Below are 18,614 nucleotides of genomic sequence, written 5' to 3' on the forward strand. Positions count from 1 at the left end.
CTGGGTAGTCCGGCCTTCGGGTGTACTCATTTTCTGCCGTTCAGGTTAGCCTCGGGGCATGGAGGTGCCGGGCTTGCCTTGGGCTTTGGGCTCAGGCTTGAACATTTCGTCCACGTTTTCCAGGTCCAGGAAATCCAGGAACGTGTCGCCGCGCAAACCCAGCCGAATGGTTTCCAGGCTGATGATTTCGTTGGGGGCAATGTTGCCCAGGTTTACGTTAGAACCCAGCAGCTTGATAAACCACACTTGCTGCGCCTTCTGCGGAGCTTCCCAGATGATTTTTTCGGAGGGAATCTGGGTCAGGATTTCCTCTACTAGGCCCGAGCGCACCTCACCCGTGCTGCGAAACAGCCCCACGTTACCGGCTTCCCGGGCCTCGCCGATTACTTTCACGGCGCCGGCTTCCAGCTCCGTTTTCATCTGCGAAATCCACTTGTAGGGCGGAATGATCTTCTCGGCATCCTTGGAGCCTACTTCGCTCAGCACCTTCACATCCTGCGAGAGGGTGCGGATGAACTCCAGCTTTTTGTCGTGGTTCAAATCCAGGGAACCATCCGACACCTCGGCGTACTCCATGTCGAATTCCTGCAGTAGGCGGCGATAATCATCGAACTGGTTACGGATAATGAAGGCCTCAAACAACGTTCCGCCGAAGTACACCGGAATGCCGGCTTCCTTGTACACCGCCAGCTTGCGCTTAAGGTTGGGGTTCACGTAGGAGGTGGCCCAGCCCAGCTTCACGATATCCGTGTACTCGGCCCCCACTTCGAGGAAGTCCTCTGCTTCCCGCACGCTCAGGCCCTTGTCCATCACCATGGTGAAGCCTTGCTCACGGGGTTTCTGCGTCCGCTCTGGGAGTTGATTAAGCGTGTAGTTCATTATCGAATGGCTTGGGGATTTGAGAGAGGCACTGGCTGGTTTGCCATCAGCGGCCTCTTCCGAAGAAACAACGGCGGTAAAAGTACGCCCGAATTCTGTAAGTGCTGCGAGAAGGGAACAGCCGCCAAAAAGCAGAAGCGCAGACCACCTTTGCGGAAAGGTCTGCGCTTCTGCTTTTTTGACCGGGCAACTTACTTCCGGTACTGGTCAATTAGGCGGGCCAGCGCCTTCTGCGACTCCAACTCCGGGAAGTAGTCAAACAGCAGCCGGTGCTTGTCGAAATCCAGGGTCAGGGCGTTTTCCAGGCACTGGTAGGCTTCGCGGTAGCGCCCGGCTGCCAGCAGGTAGGCGCACAGGCGGTAGTGCAGCTCGGCTTCCATGGGCTGAATTTCCACGGCGTTACGCATCAGGTCAATGGCCCCGTCGAAGTTACCCTGCTCATACAACAGAATGCTCCAGTTCAACCAGGCGTCCTTGTTGTCGGGGGCTACTTCGGTGGCCTTTTCGTAGGCTTCCACCGCCGAAATAATGTTGCCAATCTGGTACTCCGCCGCCGCCAGGGCCAGCCAATACTCCACGCTTTCCTGGTAGAGGCTCACCGCCTTGCGGAAAAAGTGAATGGCCTCGAAGTACTTTTCCTGCGCATTCATGATGATGCCAATACCAAACCACGCCTCGTCCATCTCGGGGTCCAAGTCGATGGCGCGTTGGTAGAAGCGGCGGGCCAAGTCCCACTCGGCCAGCTTTTCGTGGCACTCTCCAATGTTGCACAGGGCCTCGGGAGAAGGCTCGCCTTCAGGGTAGCTGAGCTCAAACTCGGCAATGGCGGCCCGGTACCGCTCCATGCTCACGTAGGTGCTGGCCAGGTAGCCGTGCGCCTCATACAGCTTAGCATCAATGAGAATGGCATACTCAAAGGCACTCACTGCGTCATCGAGCTTGTTGGCGCGCAGGTAGGCCTGCCCCAGGTTGTACCAGGCAATGGCCGAATACGGGTCCTCATCAGTAAAGCGCCGGAAGAAGTCCAGGTTTTTTTCCAGCCGCTCACTTACTTCCAGGCAATACAGCAGCTCCTGCACCGCTACGTCGTTGTCGGGGTTGAGGCGCAGACTTTGCTTGTAGTACTTGGCCGCACTCTTGAACTTCTGCCAGCTCTGGTACGCCAGCCCCAGGTTGAAAAAGATGTCGTCCCGGTCCGGGGCCCGCTCAGCTGCCTGGTGAAAGAAGGCAATGGCCTCAGCAAACTCGCCCTTCTGCGTGGCAATTATGCCCCGTGTTACGGCTACATCAGGATTGTCAGGGTCCAGGTGGGCCACATCCTCAATCTGGATACTGGCCGCCGTGTACTCGCCTTTCATGGCCAGCACTTGTGAGCGGTCAATGAGCAGCTCCGTGCTGAACGGATACTGGGCAATGGCCGCCTCGCAGGCCTGCAGGGCTTTATCGTATTGGGTAGTAGATGTATAATGGTCGATAATGTTCTCGAAATCGGCCAAATCAAAAAACACGGGCTCGTTGTGGGCTACCATCTGCTCAAAGCGGCGTACGGTAGCCAGCACTTCGTCCCGGTCCTCAAAATTCTCGTTCATTCTCATGCGGCAACAATCGGCACAACGCCGCCAAAACGGCAGGCTCCGTGAATAAGCAAACGGCTTTTATAGTAAAAAAGCGCTGTGCCCTTACTATACAACAACCACACCGGAGGCCGATGGGTTCTTCGGGAGCAGTGCAGAAACAGAGGAAAGCAGTAACAGTACCTGTGTCAGCCATTCGCGCTGTCTGCGCCAGGCACCTGTTTACTCCGCTACTCCATTGCTCTTAAGCTCCTGACAGCACCAGTTGATGGTCTCCGACAAAGGTCGGAAGTTGCGGCCCATTTCCCGCCGAATTTTCTCCGCCCGGTATGCTACCGGCCGCCGGCCGGCACGAGCAGTGTCCTTGGTTATCAGGGGCCGGGCTCCGGTTACCAAGGACCGAATGTACTCCAGCCGCCAGATAACCTCCGCTGCCCAGTCGGGCACGGCCACGCTGGGCGGGCGCTTGCGGAAGTTGGTCGCTGCCTGCCTCAGAAGCTTCTGCAGCGGCATACTGCCCGCACTGAGCACGTACCGCTCCCCACTGCGCGTAGTATGCAGCGTTAGGTGTACTAGCGCGTCCACTACATCCCGCACATCTACCAAGTTGATGGCCCCGGGAGTATAGAAATAATGCTCTTGGTAAGCATAGCGGAACAGACGCGTGCTACTCTGCGTCCAATCAGCTGGTCCCAGAATTACGGATGGGTTCACCATAACGGCCTGCAACCCTTCAGAAATTCCGCGCCACACTTCCAGCTCGCCCAAATACTTGGAAGTAGAATACGCATTGTGTTCCGCTCCCAGGTCCCATTTGGTCTGTTCATCTAGTACTACCGGGCCCGGTTGTGTTGCGGCTTCTGTGGTGCCGCCGCCCAGCGCCGCCACCGATGACACCACGCCCAGCCGAATGCCCGGCCGCTCCAGGCAGGCATCTACCACGTTAGCCGTACCCTCCACGTTGATGCGCAGCAGCTCGTCCTCATCCTGAGGGGCGTAGGACACCAGTCCGGCGCAGTGAAATACATGGGTAATGCCTTCCAGTGCCTGCCGAAACCCTATTGCATCCCGAACGTCGCCCTGCACCCATTCTACCTTATCAGCGGCGGGAATATCCGGAATTTGCTGTCGGTACAGGGCGCGCACCGGCAGCCCACGCGCTACTAGTTCAGCCAGCAGAAACCTCCCCACCAAACCACTACCACCGGTAACAAAAATCATAGTGCGGCAACTAGTGTGATGATCAGGTCAGATGAATTACAGTGTGTTGTTGAGCAGAGGCAGCGCCAGCGCTTTTGCTAAGTATTCACTCTTAAGCACCTTATCCCGGATATTATCGAGGTGTTTTCCATTGTGGGTATCTGTTCCCAATAGGTCCACGAGGCCTCCATCAATCAGCTTTTCCGCCACATGCTTGGCCCCACTTGAGTAGTAACCGATAATGGAGTTAAGGTTCACCTGTAACAATACCCCCAGATCCCGCATTTTGAGCAACTCCTCATACCGGCCGTACAGGTAGGTGTAGCGTTCCGGGTGGGCCAGTACCGGCTGGTACCCGGCAGCTTTCAGATTAAAGATGATTTCGGTGAAGTTGAAGGGCTCATTGATATAGGAGGTTTCCACCAGCACCATACGCCGCTCACCACCAAAGCTCAGCAGCTCTTCCCCTCGCTCCAGACGCGGCCCAAAGCTCTCATCCAGGTAGTACTCGGCGGCGCAGGTTAACTCAACGCCACTCAGCCCGGCCTTAGCGGCCGCTTCCTGCAACCCGCTCAGTGCTCCTAGGATGCCTTCAGGGGTGTTGCGGTAGAAGTCGCCCATAATATGGGGCGTCATCACCAGCTTTCGGTAGCCCAGTTCCTGCAAGCCCCGCAGCAAATCAAGCGACTGTTCCAGCGTTTCAGCTCCATCATCCAGTCCTGGCAGCAAGTGGGAGTGCATATCCACGCCCAAAATAGCTAGTGAGGCAACCTGAATAATGGGCGCCTCCCGGCTACCAAATAGCTTCTGAAACAAGGACATATGCCAAAAAACATGCTTATGACAACCGTTTCCGCAGGCCACTCAGCAGCCCAGTAGGCTTCGTCGGCTCCTCATAATACCCTTGTCCGTAGCCATATCCGTAGCCATACCCGTAGCCATACCCGTAGCCGCCGGTGGTTTTGGCATCGTTCAAAATGGTAGTCATCTTAGTGAAGCCGTTGGCCCGAATCAGTTTGTTGATATTTTTCAGGAACGACTTTTTAGAATAGTTAGCCCGCACGATATAAATAGGCACATCAGCCTTGCGCATAATTAGAATACCATCCGTTACCAAACCTACGGGCGGTGTATCAATCATTACCACATCGTAGTGTTCGTGCAGACTTTTAATCATTTCATCAAACCGGGCACTCAGGATAAGTTCTGATGGATTAGGCGGCGTAGGCCCGGCCGAAATAAAATCTAGTGTAGGAATGCTGGTGTGCTGCACGCACTCTTGCCAAGTATGCTTTTCAATAAGCACGGTACTGACGCCTTTGACGTTCTCGGCATCAAAAGCCAAGTTTACCTTGGGCTTGCGCATATCTAGGTCGAGGATAATCACCCGCTGGTCAGAAGCGGCAATAATACCGGCTAAGTTGACTGTTACGAATGTTTTACCCTCTCCACTTATGGTGGAGGTAACAGATATTAGCCGCTTTTTTTTAGAGCTGGCAATGAATTCTAGGTTTGTTCTGATAGAACGAATTGCTTCTGATATAGCTGACTTAGGATTACGATCCACCACCATTTTTGATACAGCCATCTTTTCTTTGTCATATGTCGGAATGACTCCGAGCACTGAGGCCCCAGTACTGCGTTCTAGCTCCCGAATATTTGTTACCGTATTGTGCATTAGGTAGCGCACGGCAATTAATCCTAGTCCCAAAATAATTCCGGCCGCCAGCCCAATAGCATAGATCATAATTTTAACAGGCGAAATACGCTCTGCTACGCTGGCCGGCGACAGAATCTGAAAATCGGCTGTAGCTCCCGCCATAGAAATGCCAAATTCAATGCGCTTATCCATCATGATGAGGTTGTACTTTTCGTACAACTCCAGTGGACGTTGCAACCTAGCCTGCTCCGTCTGTTTCTCTGGCAGTGCCCGTAACCGACTCTCCAGTGCGGACCGTTTACCATCTAGTTTAATTAACTGGCCCTGAGCTAACTGCCTGTTTTTCCGCAACAGTTGGCGCACTATCTTTTTTAAGTCGGCAATGTTCTGCTCCTTAATTTGCATGGCCGTGGTAGCCCCCGGCTGATACGAAAGCAATGCACGTTTCAAATCGAGTTGCGCATCGCTCAACTCCTGAATGCGGGAAGACAACTGAGAATCTTTAATATCAGCCAGAGCAGGTATACTCTGGGTAACATCTCCATCAGCACGTTCTGTTAGACGCTCTTTTTCTATCAATTGCGCTAAATCGTTCAATACGTCAATCTGCTCCTGAATTTTTTCCCGTTCCGTCTCCTGCTCCTGCAGTAAAGTAGTAATCTGGCTTACGTCACCTTTTACATCGTATGTGCCGTTCCGCTTTACAAAGGCCTGCATATCTTCCTCGGCGCGGCCCAGCTTCTGATTATTTTCGCCTAGTTGCTCGTTAATATAACCCATAGCGCGGGTTGCTTGCTCTTGCTTACGCAACAGCTTTTCCACTAGGTATACTGAATCAATTTTATTGACAATAGCCCGGGCCTTCAGTGGATTTCGATCCGTGAATGAAATGCTGATGGTATTAGCGTCAGGATTAACAATGTCAACCAATAGGTTTTTATTAAAATACTCGTTGAGCGCCCCATTGCTGTTGACCACAAAAGAATACGCTCCCTCTAAATCAGTTGGAGTAAGTGCATTATCGAGCAGCAAGCGCATCCGGAATCCAGCTGCCATGAACGGAACGCCTACTGCGTATTCCGCAGTTTCGCCGCCTAACTGCTCCGGCTGTACTATGCGGAACCGGGTAGGACTGAGGAGTTGAACATTGATTTTCTGGTCGTAGGCAGCGTCCGACGTGGGCTCAAATACAATCCGAAATGGCGAACTGCCATACATTTCGGTTTCAAGCACAGTACCTTGGACATAATAGTTTACATCCAAGTCCAATGAGTCCTTGAGGCGCCGATAAATAATATCAGACTTGATCAACTCAATTTCACCAGATAGCTTGTTCAGATTTTGTTTTTGCTCCACAGCACCTCCCAAGCCTTCCAAGCCTAGTATACCAGCTTCTGTTTTCTCATCAATTTTGATGGTAGAGGTAGACTTGTATTCCGCTGGTGTATAGCGCAAAAATAGCCAAGAAGCAGTTATGCCCAAGCCAATTAATAGCAACATCCAAGGCAGACTCTTCCAAGCAACCGCTAACAGTGTAGTTAGATCAAACCCTGGCCCATCTTCTTCCGCTTCTGAATCGGCACCGCCAGCATTACGGATAAGCTCTTCTAATTCAGCGTCTTCTTTCGCCGCCATGTATGTTCTGGTAATACAAAAATGAATGAGACTGTGCTTTACCTACCTTACTTAATATTACTTACAAAGTAGATAGTACTAATAACAGCAGCTACACTGCTTATTAGCGTAAACAAAGGAGCTGCATCCTGCAACCCTTCATAGAATGGCCGTCGAATCGGCTCAACATACACAATATCATTTGGTTCCACCTGTAAGTTAGCTCGGCGCATACCATCAATAGTAGTCAGGTCTATGATCTGTACCTGTGGATTCTTCAGATCCCCCCGAATTAAACGGATATTATCTGCGCGGCCAGCACGGCCGGAACTGGTGGTCCCAACAAAAGCACCCTCAATGCCGCCAGCCTGCGCCAGTATTTCCAGCAGATTCATATTATCATTAAGCATCTGAATTACCTGCCCTGACCCTCCAGATGTGGCTCCCAGCACAATGATTCGATTATTAGTTACGCGAGTCGTTACAAATACATCCTTGTAGAATTCTGTGTACTTGCGTTGCAATAAGCTATCAGCCTCCAGTAAGGTGAGTCCAGACAATTTTTGGTAATTTACCATGGGCAGCTTTACCATTCCATCGTGTTGCACCAAAAATTCTGTATAGCCCTGTTGTCCTTGTTGGCCCTGCTGATTTTGCTGTCGGCCCTGACCCATAGAACGGCCAGAGGAAGATTGTCGGCTCACACCGCCTCCTGCTCCCCCACCTATACCACCACTGCTTCCTCCTCCCGGAGAGCCAAACATCAACTCCCCATTGGGGTCCAGAATACGTTCCCCGTTGTTGGTATACACGCGTACATCTAAAGCGTCGTTGGGCTGAATGATGTAGTTGCGCTCGGCCCGGTTTACTACGTCTCGCAACTTAGCTGTGTCCATGCGACCGGAACCGTCAGTGCGAAACAGAATATTTTGCTGATGCACCCGTGCGGTGGCACAGGATCCTAGCAGGAAGCCTGCTACTACCCATAGGAGGCAGATGTTTATGTAGCGGCGAAACAGTGTATTTTGCATGAAAACCGGAGTATTCCGGGGTCAGGTACGGAAGTAGCGGCAAACTAGCCTTAGTTTACCAGGGCAGTTTTTGCCTAAAAACTATCAAAGAAACCGAATTAGCTGCCCCTATCAAAATTCCTTCGGTGAAGCACCTAATCCTACACTGGCTTGTACGCCAACAAAACCCTACTTTCGCAGACTCATTTTTTGGTCGGGCACGTTCATTCTCCTCATTTCCTCGACCACACTTCCCCACCCCCACCCCACCCACTTATGGAACTGGTAGCTACTGAAAACCAGGCAATGATTGCCCAGATGGTGCGCGACTTTGGTGCGCAGCACATCAAACCCCACATGATGGAGTGGGATGAAACGCAGGAGTTTCCCAAAGACGTTTTTCACAAGCTCGGTGAGCTTGGCCTGATGGGTGTATTAGTGCCTCAGGAGTATGGCGGGGCAGGTTTTGGCTACGTAGAGTACGTGACGGCCATTGCGGAACTGGCTAAAATTGATGGCAGCATTGGCCTGAGCATGGCAGCGCACAATTCTTTGTGCACTGGCCACATTTTGCAGCATGCTTCTGAGGAGCAAAAGCGAAAGTACCTGCCTAAGCTGGCCAGCGGCGAGTGGATTGGGGCCTGGGGACTCACGGAGCCTAACACGGGCTCCGATGCCGGCAACATGCGCACCGTGGCCGTGCTTGATGGCGACCATTACGTACTGAACGGAGCCAAGAACTTTATTACGCACGGTAAATCCGGTAATGTGGCGGTAGTTATTGCCCGCACTGGTGAAGTGGGCGACTCTCACGGCATGACGGCCTTTATTGTGGAGCGCGGCACGCCAGGCTTTGAGGCCGGCCGTAAGGAAAATAAGCTAGGTATGCGCGCTTCCGAAACTACTGAGTTGATTTTCACGGACTGCCGCGTGCCCAAGGAAAACGTGATTGGGAAAGTTGGTGACGGCTTTGTACAGTCGTTGAAGGTGCTGGATGGCGGCCGTATCAGCATTGCAGCATTGAGCTTGGGTATTGCCCAGGGTGCCTACGAGGCAGCCGTGCAATACTCCAAGGAGCGCTACCAGTTCAACCAGCCCATCAGCAACTTTCAAGGCATTAGCTTTAAGTTGGCTGATATGGCCACCGAAATCGAAGCCGCTTCCCTACTCACCTACCGTGCCGCCGATATGAAGGACCGGGGCCTGAATGTAAACCGTGAATCGGCAATGGCTAAGCTATATGCCTCGGAGGTATCAGTGCGGGTAGCGAATGAAGGTGTACAGATCTTTGGAGGCTACGGCTACACCAAAGACTACCCAGCGGAGAAATACTACCGCGACGCCAAGCTCTGCACCATTGGCGAGGGCACCAGCGAAATTCAAAAGTTGGTTATTGCCCGCGCCCTGCTCAAGTAGAAATAAGGCATTAGGGAGGATTGAAGCCATTTTTCCCGAGTAGGTTTTATCTATCGGCCTGCCGATGAGGGAAAAACACGGGAAGGAGTTTCAATTTTTCCAATCAATGAGTATCTTTGCGCGCCCTGCAAACTGGGTTTCCAAGTTCACTGAAGATATGATCATCGTCCAAATCAAAGAAAACGAGTCGGTTGACCGTGCGCTGAAGCGCTTCAAAAAGAAATTTGAGCGCACTGGCGTTCTGAAAGAGCTGCGTCGCCGCACCTTCTTCCAGAAGCCTTCCATCACCAACCGCAAGCAGAAGCAGAAGGCCATCTACAAGCTGGCTACCTACGGCCCCGACGCTACGAACGCCTAGGTTTCTGACTACCTGTTCGTAAGGACGAAAAGCCGGCTGATTTGCTCCTATTGGGCGAATCAGCCGGCTTTTTCGCGTCTATACAGCTCGGTTTTTTTCTTCAATTGAATTCCATACATTGGGTATCCGGCTTTGGTAGCTGGACACCTTGCGCATGGAATTATTTTTTGACTACCTGCGGTTTGAGCGGCGCTATAGCCCCCACACCGTACTTTCCTACCAGACGGATCTGCGGCAGTTTTCGGATTTTCTGAAAGCCGCCTTTGACCTGGCGGAGCCTGCCCAGGCCGACCACACCCTAATCCGCTCCTGGGTAGTGGACCTAATGCAGCGGCAGCATGACCCCCGTACTGTTAACCGCAAAATTGCTTGCCTGCGCTCCTACTATAAGTTTTTACTGCGGACAGGAGTGGTGCAGAAAAACCCTATGCTGCGCATTACCTCACCCAAGGTGGCCAAAAAGCTACCGGACTTCGTGCCGGAAGATTCACTCAACGGGCTGTTGAATTCTTTTGAATTTCCGGAAACGTTAGCCGGCGTGCGCGACCAGCTGATTCTGGAGCTATTGTACGGTACCGGAATTCGCCTCTCGGAACTGCTTGGCATTAAGCACGCTGACCTCAGTTTACCTGGCAAAGCGGTGCGGGTAACTGGCAAGGGGAACAAGCAGCGCATTGTACCCCTGAACCCCACCTTGCTTATCGTCTTGGAGCGGTATATAGCATTTCAGCAACAGGAATTTGGTTCCGTCAGCAACGCCCACGGCGTACTCCTCGTTACGGATAAGGGAGAGCCGCTCTATGAAAAGTTCGTGTATCGGACGGTGAAGCACTATCTGAGTCAGATAACTACGGCGGCGGGGCAGCAACACCCGCACGTGCTGCGCCACTCTTTTGCCACACATCTGCTGGGTAAAGGAGCCGATTTGAATGCCATCAAGGAGCTACTCGGGCACGCCAATTTGGCGGCCACTCAGGTGTACACGCACCTGAGTATTGACAAATTGAAATCAGTGTTTGAAAAGGCCCACCCCAAGGCCTGATATTGTTTCCTTTTTCTTTACCTCTTAACCCCCACGACCGATGAAAGTACAGATCCAATCGGTGCATTTTGACGCCGACCAGAAACTGCTCGACTTCATCCAGAAGCGCCTCGATAAACTCGAAACCTTCTATGACCGCGTGACAGAAGGCGAAGTGATTATGCGCCTCAATAACAAGGATGGCATTGATAATAAAACAGTCGAAATTAAGCTGTACGTGCCCGGTGGTAGTCTATTTGCTCAGGAAGACGCAGCTTCCTTTGAAGCCGCTGCTGATGCTGCCGCTGAGAGCTTAAAACGCCAAATCACCAAGCATAAGGAGAAGTTGGTTAACCATTAAGTTAAACAACTATTTATATAGCTAAACGCCCCGCCTGACGATTCAGGCGGGGCGTTTAGCTATATAGCAGTGAGGCTGAGTTGGACCTTACAGGCCGAATTCTGCTTTAATTCTGTCCACGTAATCAAGTTTTTCCCAGGTGAAGGTTTCTACGGTACGCGTGTTACCGTGAGCATCCTGTACCTGCTTGGTGCCCGGCTGGCGGCCCATGTGCCCATAAGCAGCCGACTCGCCGAAGATGGGGTTTTGCAGGCCCAAGCGCTGTACAATGGCGTAAGGGCGCAGGTCGAAGAGGTGCTGTACTTTCTCAGCAATCTGGCCGTCGGTGAGCTGCTGGCCGTTGCTGGTAGCTTTAGTAGTACCATAGGTGGTCACGAACACACCCACGGGCTCCGCCACGCCAATGGCGTACGCTACCTGCACCAGCGCTTGGTCGGCTACGCCGGCAGCTACCAGGTTTTTGGCAATGTGCCGGGCCGCGTAGGCAGCCGAACGGTCTACTTTTGAGGAGTCTTTGCCGGAGAAGGCACCACCGCCGTGGGCACCCTTGCCGCCGTAGGTATCCACAATGATTTTGCGGCCAGTGAGGCCGGAGTCGCCGTGAGGGCCACCGATGACGAACTTGCCGGTGGGATTAATGTGGTGCTTGATATCGGCCGTGAATAGCTGCTGCACCTCGGGGCCGAGTTGGGCTTTCACGCGCGGAATGAGGATGTTGATGATATCCTCCTTGATGCGGGCCAGCATGCGCTCCTCGCTTTCGTCGAAATCATCGTGCTGGGTGCTTACCACAATGGTTTCAATGGCCTCGGGCGTGTTGTCGTCGGCGTAGCGGATGGTTACCTGGCTTTTAGCATCGGGGCGCAGGTAGGTCATCTCCTGGCCGGCTTTGCGAATGGCCGACAGCTCGCGCAGCAAACGGTGCGAGAGGTCGAGGGCCAGGGGCATGTAGTTGTCGGTTTCCTTGGTGGCGTACCCGAACATCATGCCCTGGTCGCCGGCGCCTTGCTCCTCAGCCACAGCGCGCTCCACACCTTGGTTGATATCGGCCGACTGCTCGTGGAGGCGGTTCATCACCTCGCAGGTATCGGCATTGAATAAGTACTCGGGTTTGTTGTAGCCGATGCGGCGAATTACCTCCCGAATGATGGGCTCGGCTTCTACGTGGGCCGTCGATTTGATTTCGCCGGCTACCAGGGCAAAATCGGTGGTAACCAGGGTTTCACAGGCCACCTTGGCGGTGGGGTCCTGACGCAAATACTCGTCAAGGATGGCATCAGAAATCTGGTCGGCTACTTTATCGGGGTGGCCTTCCGAAACAGATTCGGAGGTGAACAGGTAGGGCATCAGCTTGAAAATGTAGTAGTACGCGAGGGGCCGGCAGCCCCTGCCCTGCTCTGAGTAACTGTTCAGGCAGGGCCGCAAAGCTACAAGTTTTCCGGTGGTTACTACGCGCCGACGCTCATTTGCCGACGCAGGAATTTACAGTTGAGTTCAACTCCTATTGCCGGTCTGCGTTTAGGGCTCCATCTCCTGACCTGTACTTTTCCCGCAGCCCGCATGAAAAAACCGCTTCTCCTTAGCCTCGGACTTTCCCTTGCCGCCAGTCTTCCTGGGCAGGCGCAAAAGGCTCCTTCGCCCTACAAAACACGCTTTGCCGTTGATGCACCGGTTTCGGCTGGCTTGGGGGCGCTCAGTATTACAGGGCTGTTGCTGGTGCAGCAGAAAGATGGGCTGACTGACGCCCAGTTGGCGGCCCTAAACAAGAACGACATTCCCAAGTTTGACCGGTTCTCGGCGGGCTACTACAGTGACAAGGCCCAAACGGCAGGCGACTTGATTGTGTACCCATCATTAGTAGTGGCACCGGCACTGCTGGCGTTGGATGCTGACGTGCGCGGGCGGTATGGGCAAGTGCTGGGGCTGTATCTGCAAACGATGCTGGCCGCCGACGCCACCTTCACAATGAGCGTGGGTACCATTACCCGCTACCGGCCCTTTCTGTATGGCACGGAAGGCGGCGGCGACCGGAACAGCAAGATTGCCACCAATTCATTTTTTGCCGGGCACACGGCACACACGGCGGCGGCTACGTTCTTCGCAGCTAAAGTATACCACGACTTCCACCCAGATTCCAAGCTGAAACCATTTGTGTGGACGGCGGCGGCGCTGGTGCCAGCAGCCGAAGGCTATACCCGTCTCAAGGCCGGCAAGCACTTCCTCTCCGACAACATTGTGGGCTACGTGGTGGGTGCCACGGCCGGCATTGTAGTACCCCAGCTTCACAAGAAGGCCAACGGCCTGAGCGTGCTGCCGGTGCAGGGCGTGAACGTGAATGGCTACGCTTACTCCGGCTTATCAGTAACGAAGCAGTTGTAGTTCCACACCACTTTTACAAAGTATTTACAAGCCGGCCCAGAAAGCCGGCTTGTTGCTTTTCAATACATTATTTCTTTTAATCGATATTTATTTATTGTTTATCAATAATAATCTACTCTATATTTGCCGCTATACTTCTGTCCCTCTATTCCCTTGGTATGCGGAGCAAATTCTCCTTCCGGTTTCTGCGGTTTACCCGCGTTGTTGTGTTCCTGTTCCTAGTGGGCACGGCCGTTAACTTGTTTATGTCGGGATATGACACGGGGTACGTGGCGGCACACTCCCGACTGAAACCGGCGGATACCATCATGCTGCAGCTGGACCGTAACCATCCCACGCGCTACCCCTTTGATGGGGCTGTGCGGGCTTTTCAGAACGGCTGGAACTATGAGCGGTGGCAGAACCGCGCTATTAGCCGGCCGGTATTTTTCTCCCCCGACTCGGTGCAGGCCTCATTCAACAGCCAAGGGTTTGATGTGGTTGTGCAGCGTAACCGGCAGGTGCTCCGGTACCAGGAGCCTAGTTTTGGCAAGCGCCTGGCCTTGCTGTGGCTGGGAGCCTCGTCCACTACCATGTCGGTGGTGGAGGCCTTGATTATGTTTGGGCTAGCGCTGCTGCTGTGGCAGCTACTGCGGGACGTAACGCCGGCCACGCCCTTCACGCTGGCCAATGCCCGCCGCCTGCGTACCATGATGCTACTGGTAGTGAGCTGGGAAATATGGCAGATGCTGGCGCACATGCTGTTGCTGCGCCTGGTGCCTAACTTTGTGGCTGATGGTGGGACGCTGGTGCAGTATGTGGTGTTACACGGTGACGGCCACACGCCGGGCGCCCTGGGCATCATCATGCTCACCGTTATTGCCTTGGTGTACCGGCGCGGGGTAGAATTGCAGCAAGAAGCCGAACTGACCGTCTGATGCCGATACTTGTAAACCTGGATGTGATGCTGGCCCGGCGCAAAATGACGCTTAGCGCCCTGGCCGAAGCCGTGGGAATTACCCTAGCCAATCTGTCGATTTTGAAAAGCGGCAAAGCCAAAGCCGTGCGGTTTAGCACCCTGGCCGCTATTTGCCAGGTGCTGGAGTGCCAACCCGCCGATTTGCTGGAGCACCGCCCTGACCCAGCCGACCTACGACCGGGTACGGAGGCGGAGTAACCCGGCTTCTGATCAGAATGGCCCCGGGAATACCACGTGTTTCTTGTAGAAGCATCTTCCTAACCGAACTCGACAGAAAGTGGTCTGCTTTTTTCATTAGTAAGATGGCGTACTTTCGCCCTACGTCACCGTTTTTTACTTCTTGCTAGTGCTCTCATAATGTCTGTTTGTGGCTCATCCTTGGCGCGTATTTTCTCTTTGCTCGTATTCCTGAGCGTATGTACGTTGCCAGCAACGGCGCAACGGTTCGAGCCAGGGTATCTGCTTTCTTCTTCCGGCGATACACTACGAGGAGAAATAGAAAATGCTTTCTGGTCAGATCCGCCGACTACCATTCGATTCAGAATAAACTCAGAAAGTCCGGTTACCACCTACGCGGCGCGACACTTGCGAGAGCTACAGCTGTCTAGCGGCCGGCAGTTACGGCGCGAGGTTTTACCCATTGATTACGGAGCCCGAACAACCATCAACCAGCTTTCTACTACTTCAGTTAGCGCACAGGGGCCCGATAGTGTACTGGCTGATGTACTGCTGGAAGGCCCTGCCTCGCTACTAGCTATTGAAACCAGCGACGTCAAGCATTTTTTTGTGCAGCGGGAGCAGCAGCCCTACCTGGAGCTAACGGAGCGACGCTATTTGCTTGAGCGAAACGGCCGGCAACAGGTGGTAGACGGCAATAACTACCGCGCCCAACTGCAAGTCTACTTTGGCGACTGTCCGGCCGTGGTAACGGCATTGGCTAAAACGCCTTTTACGGCCAGCGCCCTCAGCAACTTGGTACAACTATATAATACTACCTGTTCCACGACGCGGCAGGTAGGGTCACTTGTTGCCCCGGCCAAACGCGGGCCCAGTGTCAAAATACTAGTTGGCCCTACCCTGGGCATGCGCTACAACTCGCAGCGCTTGCGCGCTGCCGAGGCAGCCGGACAGGAAGTGCAGACCCTAGACGGCGTGCAGGCAGACGGCCGTCTGCATCCCCAAGCCGGTATTTTTTTTGACGTCATTTTTGGAGGCCGAAAACTAGCCCTGCACTCAGGCCTCACCTACGCCCGGTTCGGGGGCGTTACGGCTGTAGCCTCGCCCGATGGGTCCGACCAATGGAAAGGGGAGCTGGCATGGCAGGGGGCTATGACATCCGCCGAGTTGGGGCTACGCTTTATGCCTTCACTGGGCTCAGCTACGCAGTTGGTACTGGGCACTGGTTTTACGCTTCCGCCTATGCAGTCCTTCCGAACTCAGTTGCTGCGTTACGGCACAACCTCTCCCCGCCTGATTGATAATACCTATCCTGTTCCTACCCTTTCAGAGTATCCGTTATTTGGCTTTGAGCGCACTTTGCTTCCGTACATGGAAGCCGGGATACGCCGCAACCGTTTCACTCTGCTGCTTCATGCCCGCCGCTACGGTAAGGAGAGTTATTACGACCCGCTGGTTGTATCTACCAGCAGCTATAACTATCCTGCTTACTCTATCCGCGGCTATAGCTATACAACCCGTACTGTGAGTGTAGCCTTAAGTCTGGGCTTTCAACTCAACAGTAACTCCGACCGGCTACCCCAGGCCAGGTAAAGTGCGCGGCCCTTCATTACTTTTTCCGAAAGCATCCGCCCGTCACTTTCGCCACTACTATCGGCTCAGCCAATAAGCGTTACGCTACACAGGTCAGGCTCAAACAGCTTCAGAATGCGCGGTTGGCGCAGGAGCTTTATCCGGCCTTCGAAGACTCTACGCTTCTACATGGGCATTGGTGCCAAACCGGGTATGTAGCTCTGTGCAGACTTGAGGAGGTACGCGCAGATATTCTACTACATCGGCCGTTTTCTCCGAGGACTTGCCGTTTTTATCCAGTTCAATTGTCACGTTTTCGAGGGAAAGGTAGCAGCATTCGGGGTCGGAGGGGGCGCGGTAGAAGTGAAGCCGGCCGAAGGGGTCCAAGCCAGTAGCTGCATCCTGCTGATGTGGCTGAAGATGACCCCAGTCGGCCGCTTCCAGAGCTACTTTGGTGGCGGCGGCATCAGTGAAGTGGACAGCGCGCTGGGGCAGCGTAGTTTTCTCGGCCCACTCACCGGCTAGCTCGGAGAAAGGAACTCCGGCCTCACTGTGGGGCAACGTCCAGGCCAAGAACACGATAATCAGGAATTCAGCCAGCCAGATCAGGTAGAGAAACACACCGCTGACGGTAACCTTGAAAATGCTCCAGGTACCTTCTTCAGCCAGGCCAGGCAACACACTAAATACGGCGGCAGGGTTCAGCAAGGACCCCAGAAATACATCTTCCTGGAAGGTGGTATGGGTGAAGGAGGCGCGGCTGCCCAGGCTTTCGGTTTCGCCGGCTCCGGCCAGCAGGGCTATATACACGCACCATTGCACGTACCAGGCCCACACTCCTATGGCTACGCTCAGCCACCCTACCAGCTTGGGGTTGCGCAGCTTGCCGGCCCGTACCATTTTCTTCAAGGCCCACCCAAGGCCAAAGCCGAAGCCCAGCGTAACAGCAAAGTTGACGTAGATGAACGGGATATACCACACGGCATACACGTACAGCAGGGCCAAGGGCACTGCAACTACTGCCCCTGCTCCCAGCAGGCCCAAAACTCCGCTCACCGTGAAACGGCCGGACGGTTGATAGTACAAGTTTGTCATAGAAAATTAGGAAAAGGACGTAAATGCTCAAACCTAGGCGTTTAGCCCGTACCGCACAACGCCGCGCCGCTAATTTTACTCAGGAAAACGGACCGTAGCGCACTACCTGCCAGATGTGCCAGCCCAGGGCCGCAGCCAATAGCCAAGCGCCGGTCTGGCGGCCAGGATATTGTAGCAACTTCACGGCTATTATCAGCAGGAGCAAAGGCAACAGGGCAAACGTGAGCCGCTCCTTGTAATAGCCTAGCCCAGCCAGAAACCCAGTTTGCAGGAGCAGAAGCCCGCTTAGGAAAATTAAGGGCTGGTGCGAAAGCCTGGCTTTTCGGGGCCACAGCACTACGCCGGCTGCCAGCCCGAGAAAGGGCGCAATAGCCGGCACGGTAACCAGAAACCGGAGCAAGTTGCGGCCCACTAGCTGCAGAAACCCGGTAAACGGCTGCTGCCAGGCTGCCCGCAGCCAGACCAGTTGGCCGTAGGATTGGGCCTCATGGTTGTAGTAGGTTACGCCGTGCAGCTTCAGCAGGCCAACCCAACTGAGGGTAGGCAACGTGAACAGAAAACTCAGCCCCGCTAGTTGGAGGAAGAAGCCAGTGCTAAAAGTCTTGTTTCGCTGGAGCCAGGCGCCGTATAGTAGCACCGGCAGCCCCAGCACGAAGCTTCCGTACACCAGCGCCAGCAAGCCGCCCAGCAATGCCAGCCCCGGTAGCCACGCCCGCCACCGCCCCGATTCGCGCAGCTGCAGCCCGGTATACGCGAGCAGCAACGGCACCAGGAAAGTGAACATCTGCTGGTGCACCGTCCAAAAAAATGCCTTCGTTACCTGGTTGGACACCAGAAAAATCAGCAGAGCCACCAATACCCACCGGCTTCCGTGCCCACCCGTGAGCCGGTAGTACAGGTACCAAAACAGCAGCAGGGCCGCCAGCAGCACCACGTAGTTCAGCAGCACGTAGCCAACGTAAAACCCCAGCAGTGGCTGATACTTCACCGGCAGCTTCTGCACCAGAGAGGCAGGCAGCAACCCGCTAGTCTGCAAGCCCTGCACTGCCCAGGTAACCGGGTAGCCCACGGCGGTACCCAGCAGAATAAACAATGGCCGGGACTGACGCACTTCCCCCTGTTCCAGCAACTTGGCTGGGTAGCGGGCGTCTTCCATGTACACAAACCCGTCGCAGTTGGCCGTGAAGCCGGCAAAGCGGGTCAGGTGCAGATAAGTGCCGCAGTACTCGTCCTCGGTGAGCGGGACAGGAGAGAACAGAAACGATACCGTGGCCAGCAAAATAAGCCCGGTGTATGCCGTTGCCCGCCGAAACCACCGCCCCAGTAACGTTGCCATTGCT

At 54.2% G+C, this 18,614-nt stretch carries 17 protein-coding genes; 8 read left to right on the forward strand and 9 right to left on the reverse strand.

Features of this window, described 5'->3' with window-relative positions; all coding sequences use genetic code 11:
* Positions 1 to 45: 45 nt before the first annotated feature.
* From ROI90_RS03555 to ROI90_RS03580, 6 genes are all read right to left on the reverse strand, one after another.
* On the reverse strand, positions 46 to 879 hold the full coding sequence (locus ROI90_RS03555) for a phosphosulfolactate synthase (protein WP_315996951.1): 834 nt from the start codon (positions 877 to 879) through the stop codon (positions 46 to 48).
* Between the two features lie 191 nt (positions 880 to 1,070).
* Positions 1,071 to 2,468, reverse strand: coding sequence for a tetratricopeptide repeat protein (locus tag ROI90_RS03560; RefSeq protein ID WP_315996952.1), 1,398 nt, complete (start codon positions 2,466 to 2,468; stop codon positions 1,071 to 1,073).
* A gap of 207 nt (positions 2,469 to 2,675) precedes the next feature.
* On the reverse strand, positions 2,676 to 3,674 hold the full coding sequence (locus ROI90_RS03565; RefSeq protein ID WP_315996953.1) for an NAD-dependent epimerase/dehydratase family protein: 999 nt from the start codon (positions 3,672 to 3,674) through the stop codon (positions 2,676 to 2,678).
* Between the two features lie 36 nt (positions 3,675 to 3,710).
* A complete protein-coding gene (locus ROI90_RS03570; protein WP_315996954.1) occupies positions 3,711 to 4,475 on the reverse strand; it encodes a tyrosine-protein phosphatase in 765 nt (254 codons plus the stop codon).
* Between the two features lie 16 nt (positions 4,476 to 4,491).
* Complete coding sequence (locus tag ROI90_RS03575; protein ID WP_315996955.1) at positions 4,492 to 6,948, reverse strand: GumC family protein; 2,457 nt, start codon at positions 6,946 to 6,948, stop codon at positions 4,492 to 4,494.
* A 47-nt stretch (positions 6,949 to 6,995) separates the two neighbouring features.
* Positions 6,996 to 7,958 carry a polysaccharide biosynthesis/export family protein gene (locus ROI90_RS03580; RefSeq protein ID WP_315996956.1) on the reverse strand — a complete coding sequence of 321 codons (963 nt, stop codon included), beginning with the start codon at positions 7,956 to 7,958 and terminating at the stop codon, positions 6,996 to 6,998.
* A gap of 255 nt (positions 7,959 to 8,213) precedes the next feature.
* Between ROI90_RS03580 and ROI90_RS03585 the strand changes: the two genes are divergently transcribed.
* From ROI90_RS03585 to hpf, 4 genes are all read left to right on the forward strand, one after another.
* A complete protein-coding gene (locus ROI90_RS03585; RefSeq protein WP_315996957.1) occupies positions 8,214 to 9,353 on the forward strand; it encodes an acyl-CoA dehydrogenase in 1,140 nt (379 codons plus the stop codon).
* Between the two features lie 157 nt (positions 9,354 to 9,510).
* Positions 9,511 to 9,711: a 30S ribosomal protein S21 gene (gene rpsU, locus ROI90_RS03590; RefSeq protein WP_125425461.1), complete on the forward strand. Its 201-nt coding sequence runs from the start codon at positions 9,511 to 9,513 to the stop codon at positions 9,709 to 9,711.
* Between the two features lie 154 nt (positions 9,712 to 9,865).
* The gene (locus tag ROI90_RS03595) at positions 9,866 to 10,753 is read left to right on the forward strand and encodes a tyrosine-type recombinase/integrase (RefSeq protein ID WP_315996958.1); all 888 of its coding nucleotides are present in this window, start codon (positions 9,866 to 9,868) and stop codon (positions 10,751 to 10,753) included.
* 40 nt (positions 10,754 to 10,793) lie between these two features.
* Positions 10,794 to 11,093, forward strand: a complete 300-nt coding sequence (hpf, locus tag ROI90_RS03600; protein WP_315996959.1) for a ribosome hibernation-promoting factor, HPF/YfiA family — start codon at positions 10,794 to 10,796, stop codon at positions 11,091 to 11,093.
* 87 nt (positions 11,094 to 11,180) lie between these two features.
* Here hpf and metK read toward each other — a convergent pair whose 3' ends face one another.
* Positions 11,181 to 12,440 carry a methionine adenosyltransferase gene (gene metK, locus ROI90_RS03605; protein ID WP_315996960.1) on the reverse strand — a complete coding sequence of 420 codons (1,260 nt, stop codon included), beginning with the start codon at positions 12,438 to 12,440 and terminating at the stop codon, positions 11,181 to 11,183.
* Positions 12,441 to 12,653: 213 nt separating this feature from the next.
* Between metK and ROI90_RS03610 the strand changes: the two genes are divergently transcribed.
* From ROI90_RS03610 to ROI90_RS03625, 4 genes are all read left to right on the forward strand, one after another.
* Positions 12,654 to 13,472 (forward strand): phosphatase PAP2 family protein, encoded by an 819-nt coding sequence (locus tag ROI90_RS03610; RefSeq protein ID WP_315996961.1) that lies wholly within the window; start codon positions 12,654 to 12,656, stop codon positions 13,470 to 13,472.
* A gap of 158 nt (positions 13,473 to 13,630) precedes the next feature.
* Positions 13,631 to 14,389 carry a DUF2975 domain-containing protein gene (locus ROI90_RS03615; RefSeq protein WP_315996962.1) on the forward strand — a complete coding sequence of 253 codons (759 nt, stop codon included), beginning with the start codon at positions 13,631 to 13,633 and terminating at the stop codon, positions 14,387 to 14,389.
* Positions 14,389 to 14,628 (forward strand): helix-turn-helix domain-containing protein, encoded by a 240-nt coding sequence (locus tag ROI90_RS03620; RefSeq protein WP_315996963.1) that lies wholly within the window; start codon positions 14,389 to 14,391, stop codon positions 14,626 to 14,628. Before ROI90_RS03615 ends, ROI90_RS03620 begins: the two co-directional genes overlap by 1 nt.
* 387 nt (positions 14,629 to 15,015) lie before the next feature.
* On the forward strand, positions 15,016 to 16,200 hold the full coding sequence (locus tag ROI90_RS03625) for a hypothetical protein (protein WP_315996964.1): 1,185 nt from the start codon (positions 15,016 to 15,018) through the stop codon (positions 16,198 to 16,200).
* A 156-nt stretch (positions 16,201 to 16,356) separates the two neighbouring features.
* Here the strand turns inward: ROI90_RS03625 and ROI90_RS03630 are convergent, their stop codons facing one another.
* A complete protein-coding gene (locus ROI90_RS03630; RefSeq protein WP_315996965.1) occupies positions 16,357 to 17,274 on the reverse strand; it encodes a hypothetical protein in 918 nt (305 codons plus the stop codon).
* 79 nt (positions 17,275 to 17,353) lie between these two features.
* The gene (locus tag ROI90_RS03635; RefSeq protein WP_315996966.1) at positions 17,354 to 18,610 is read right to left on the reverse strand and encodes a hypothetical protein; all 1,257 of its coding nucleotides are present in this window, start codon (positions 18,608 to 18,610) and stop codon (positions 17,354 to 17,356) included.
* Positions 18,611 to 18,614 lie beyond the last annotated feature (4 nt).

This window comes from Hymenobacter endophyticus (genome assembly GCF_032464715.1).
GTDB lineage: Bacteria > Bacteroidota > Bacteroidia > Cytophagales > Hymenobacteraceae > Hymenobacter > Hymenobacter endophyticus.

Excerpts from the sequence above, each read along its gene's own strand:
- ROI90_RS03555 (WP_315996951.1), bottom strand. The coding sequence starts at position 879 with ATGAACTACACGCTTAATCAACTCCCAGAGCGGACGCAGAAACCCCGT.
- ROI90_RS03560 (WP_315996952.1), bottom strand. The coding sequence starts at position 2,468 with ATGAACGAGAATTTTGAGGACCGGGACGAAGTGCTGGCTACCGTACGC.
- ROI90_RS03565 (WP_315996953.1), bottom strand. The coding sequence starts at position 3,674 with ATGATTTTTGTTACCGGTGGTAGTGGTTTGGTGGGGAGGTTTCTGCTG.
- ROI90_RS03570 (WP_315996954.1), bottom strand. The coding sequence starts at position 4,475 with ATGTCCTTGTTTCAGAAGCTATTTGGTAGCCGGGAGGCGCCCATTATT.
- ROI90_RS03575 (WP_315996955.1), bottom strand. The coding sequence starts at position 6,948 with ATGGCGGCGAAAGAAGACGCTGAATTAGAAGAGCTTATCCGTAATGCT.
- ROI90_RS03580 (WP_315996956.1), bottom strand. The coding sequence starts at position 7,958 with ATGCAAAATACACTGTTTCGCCGCTACATAAACATCTGCCTCCTATGG.
- ROI90_RS03585 (WP_315996957.1), top strand. The coding sequence starts at position 8,214 with ATGGAACTGGTAGCTACTGAAAACCAGGCAATGATTGCCCAGATGGTG.
- rpsU (WP_125425461.1), top strand. The coding sequence starts at position 9,511 with ATGATCATCGTCCAAATCAAAGAAAACGAGTCGGTTGACCGTGCGCTG.
- ROI90_RS03595 (WP_315996958.1), top strand. The coding sequence starts at position 9,866 with ATGGAATTATTTTTTGACTACCTGCGGTTTGAGCGGCGCTATAGCCCC.
- hpf (WP_315996959.1), top strand. The coding sequence starts at position 10,794 with ATGAAAGTACAGATCCAATCGGTGCATTTTGACGCCGACCAGAAACTG.
- metK (WP_315996960.1), bottom strand. The coding sequence starts at position 12,440 with ATGCCCTACCTGTTCACCTCCGAATCTGTTTCGGAAGGCCACCCCGAT.
- ROI90_RS03610 (WP_315996961.1), top strand. The coding sequence starts at position 12,654 with ATGAAAAAACCGCTTCTCCTTAGCCTCGGACTTTCCCTTGCCGCCAGT.
- ROI90_RS03615 (WP_315996962.1), top strand. The coding sequence starts at position 13,631 with ATGCGGAGCAAATTCTCCTTCCGGTTTCTGCGGTTTACCCGCGTTGTT.
- ROI90_RS03620 (WP_315996963.1), top strand. The coding sequence starts at position 14,389 with ATGCCGATACTTGTAAACCTGGATGTGATGCTGGCCCGGCGCAAAATG.
- ROI90_RS03630 (WP_315996965.1), bottom strand. The coding sequence starts at position 17,274 with ATGACAAACTTGTACTATCAACCGTCCGGCCGTTTCACGGTGAGCGGA.
- ROI90_RS03635 (WP_315996966.1), bottom strand. The coding sequence starts at position 18,610 with ATGGCAACGTTACTGGGGCGGTGGTTTCGGCGGGCAACGGCATACACC.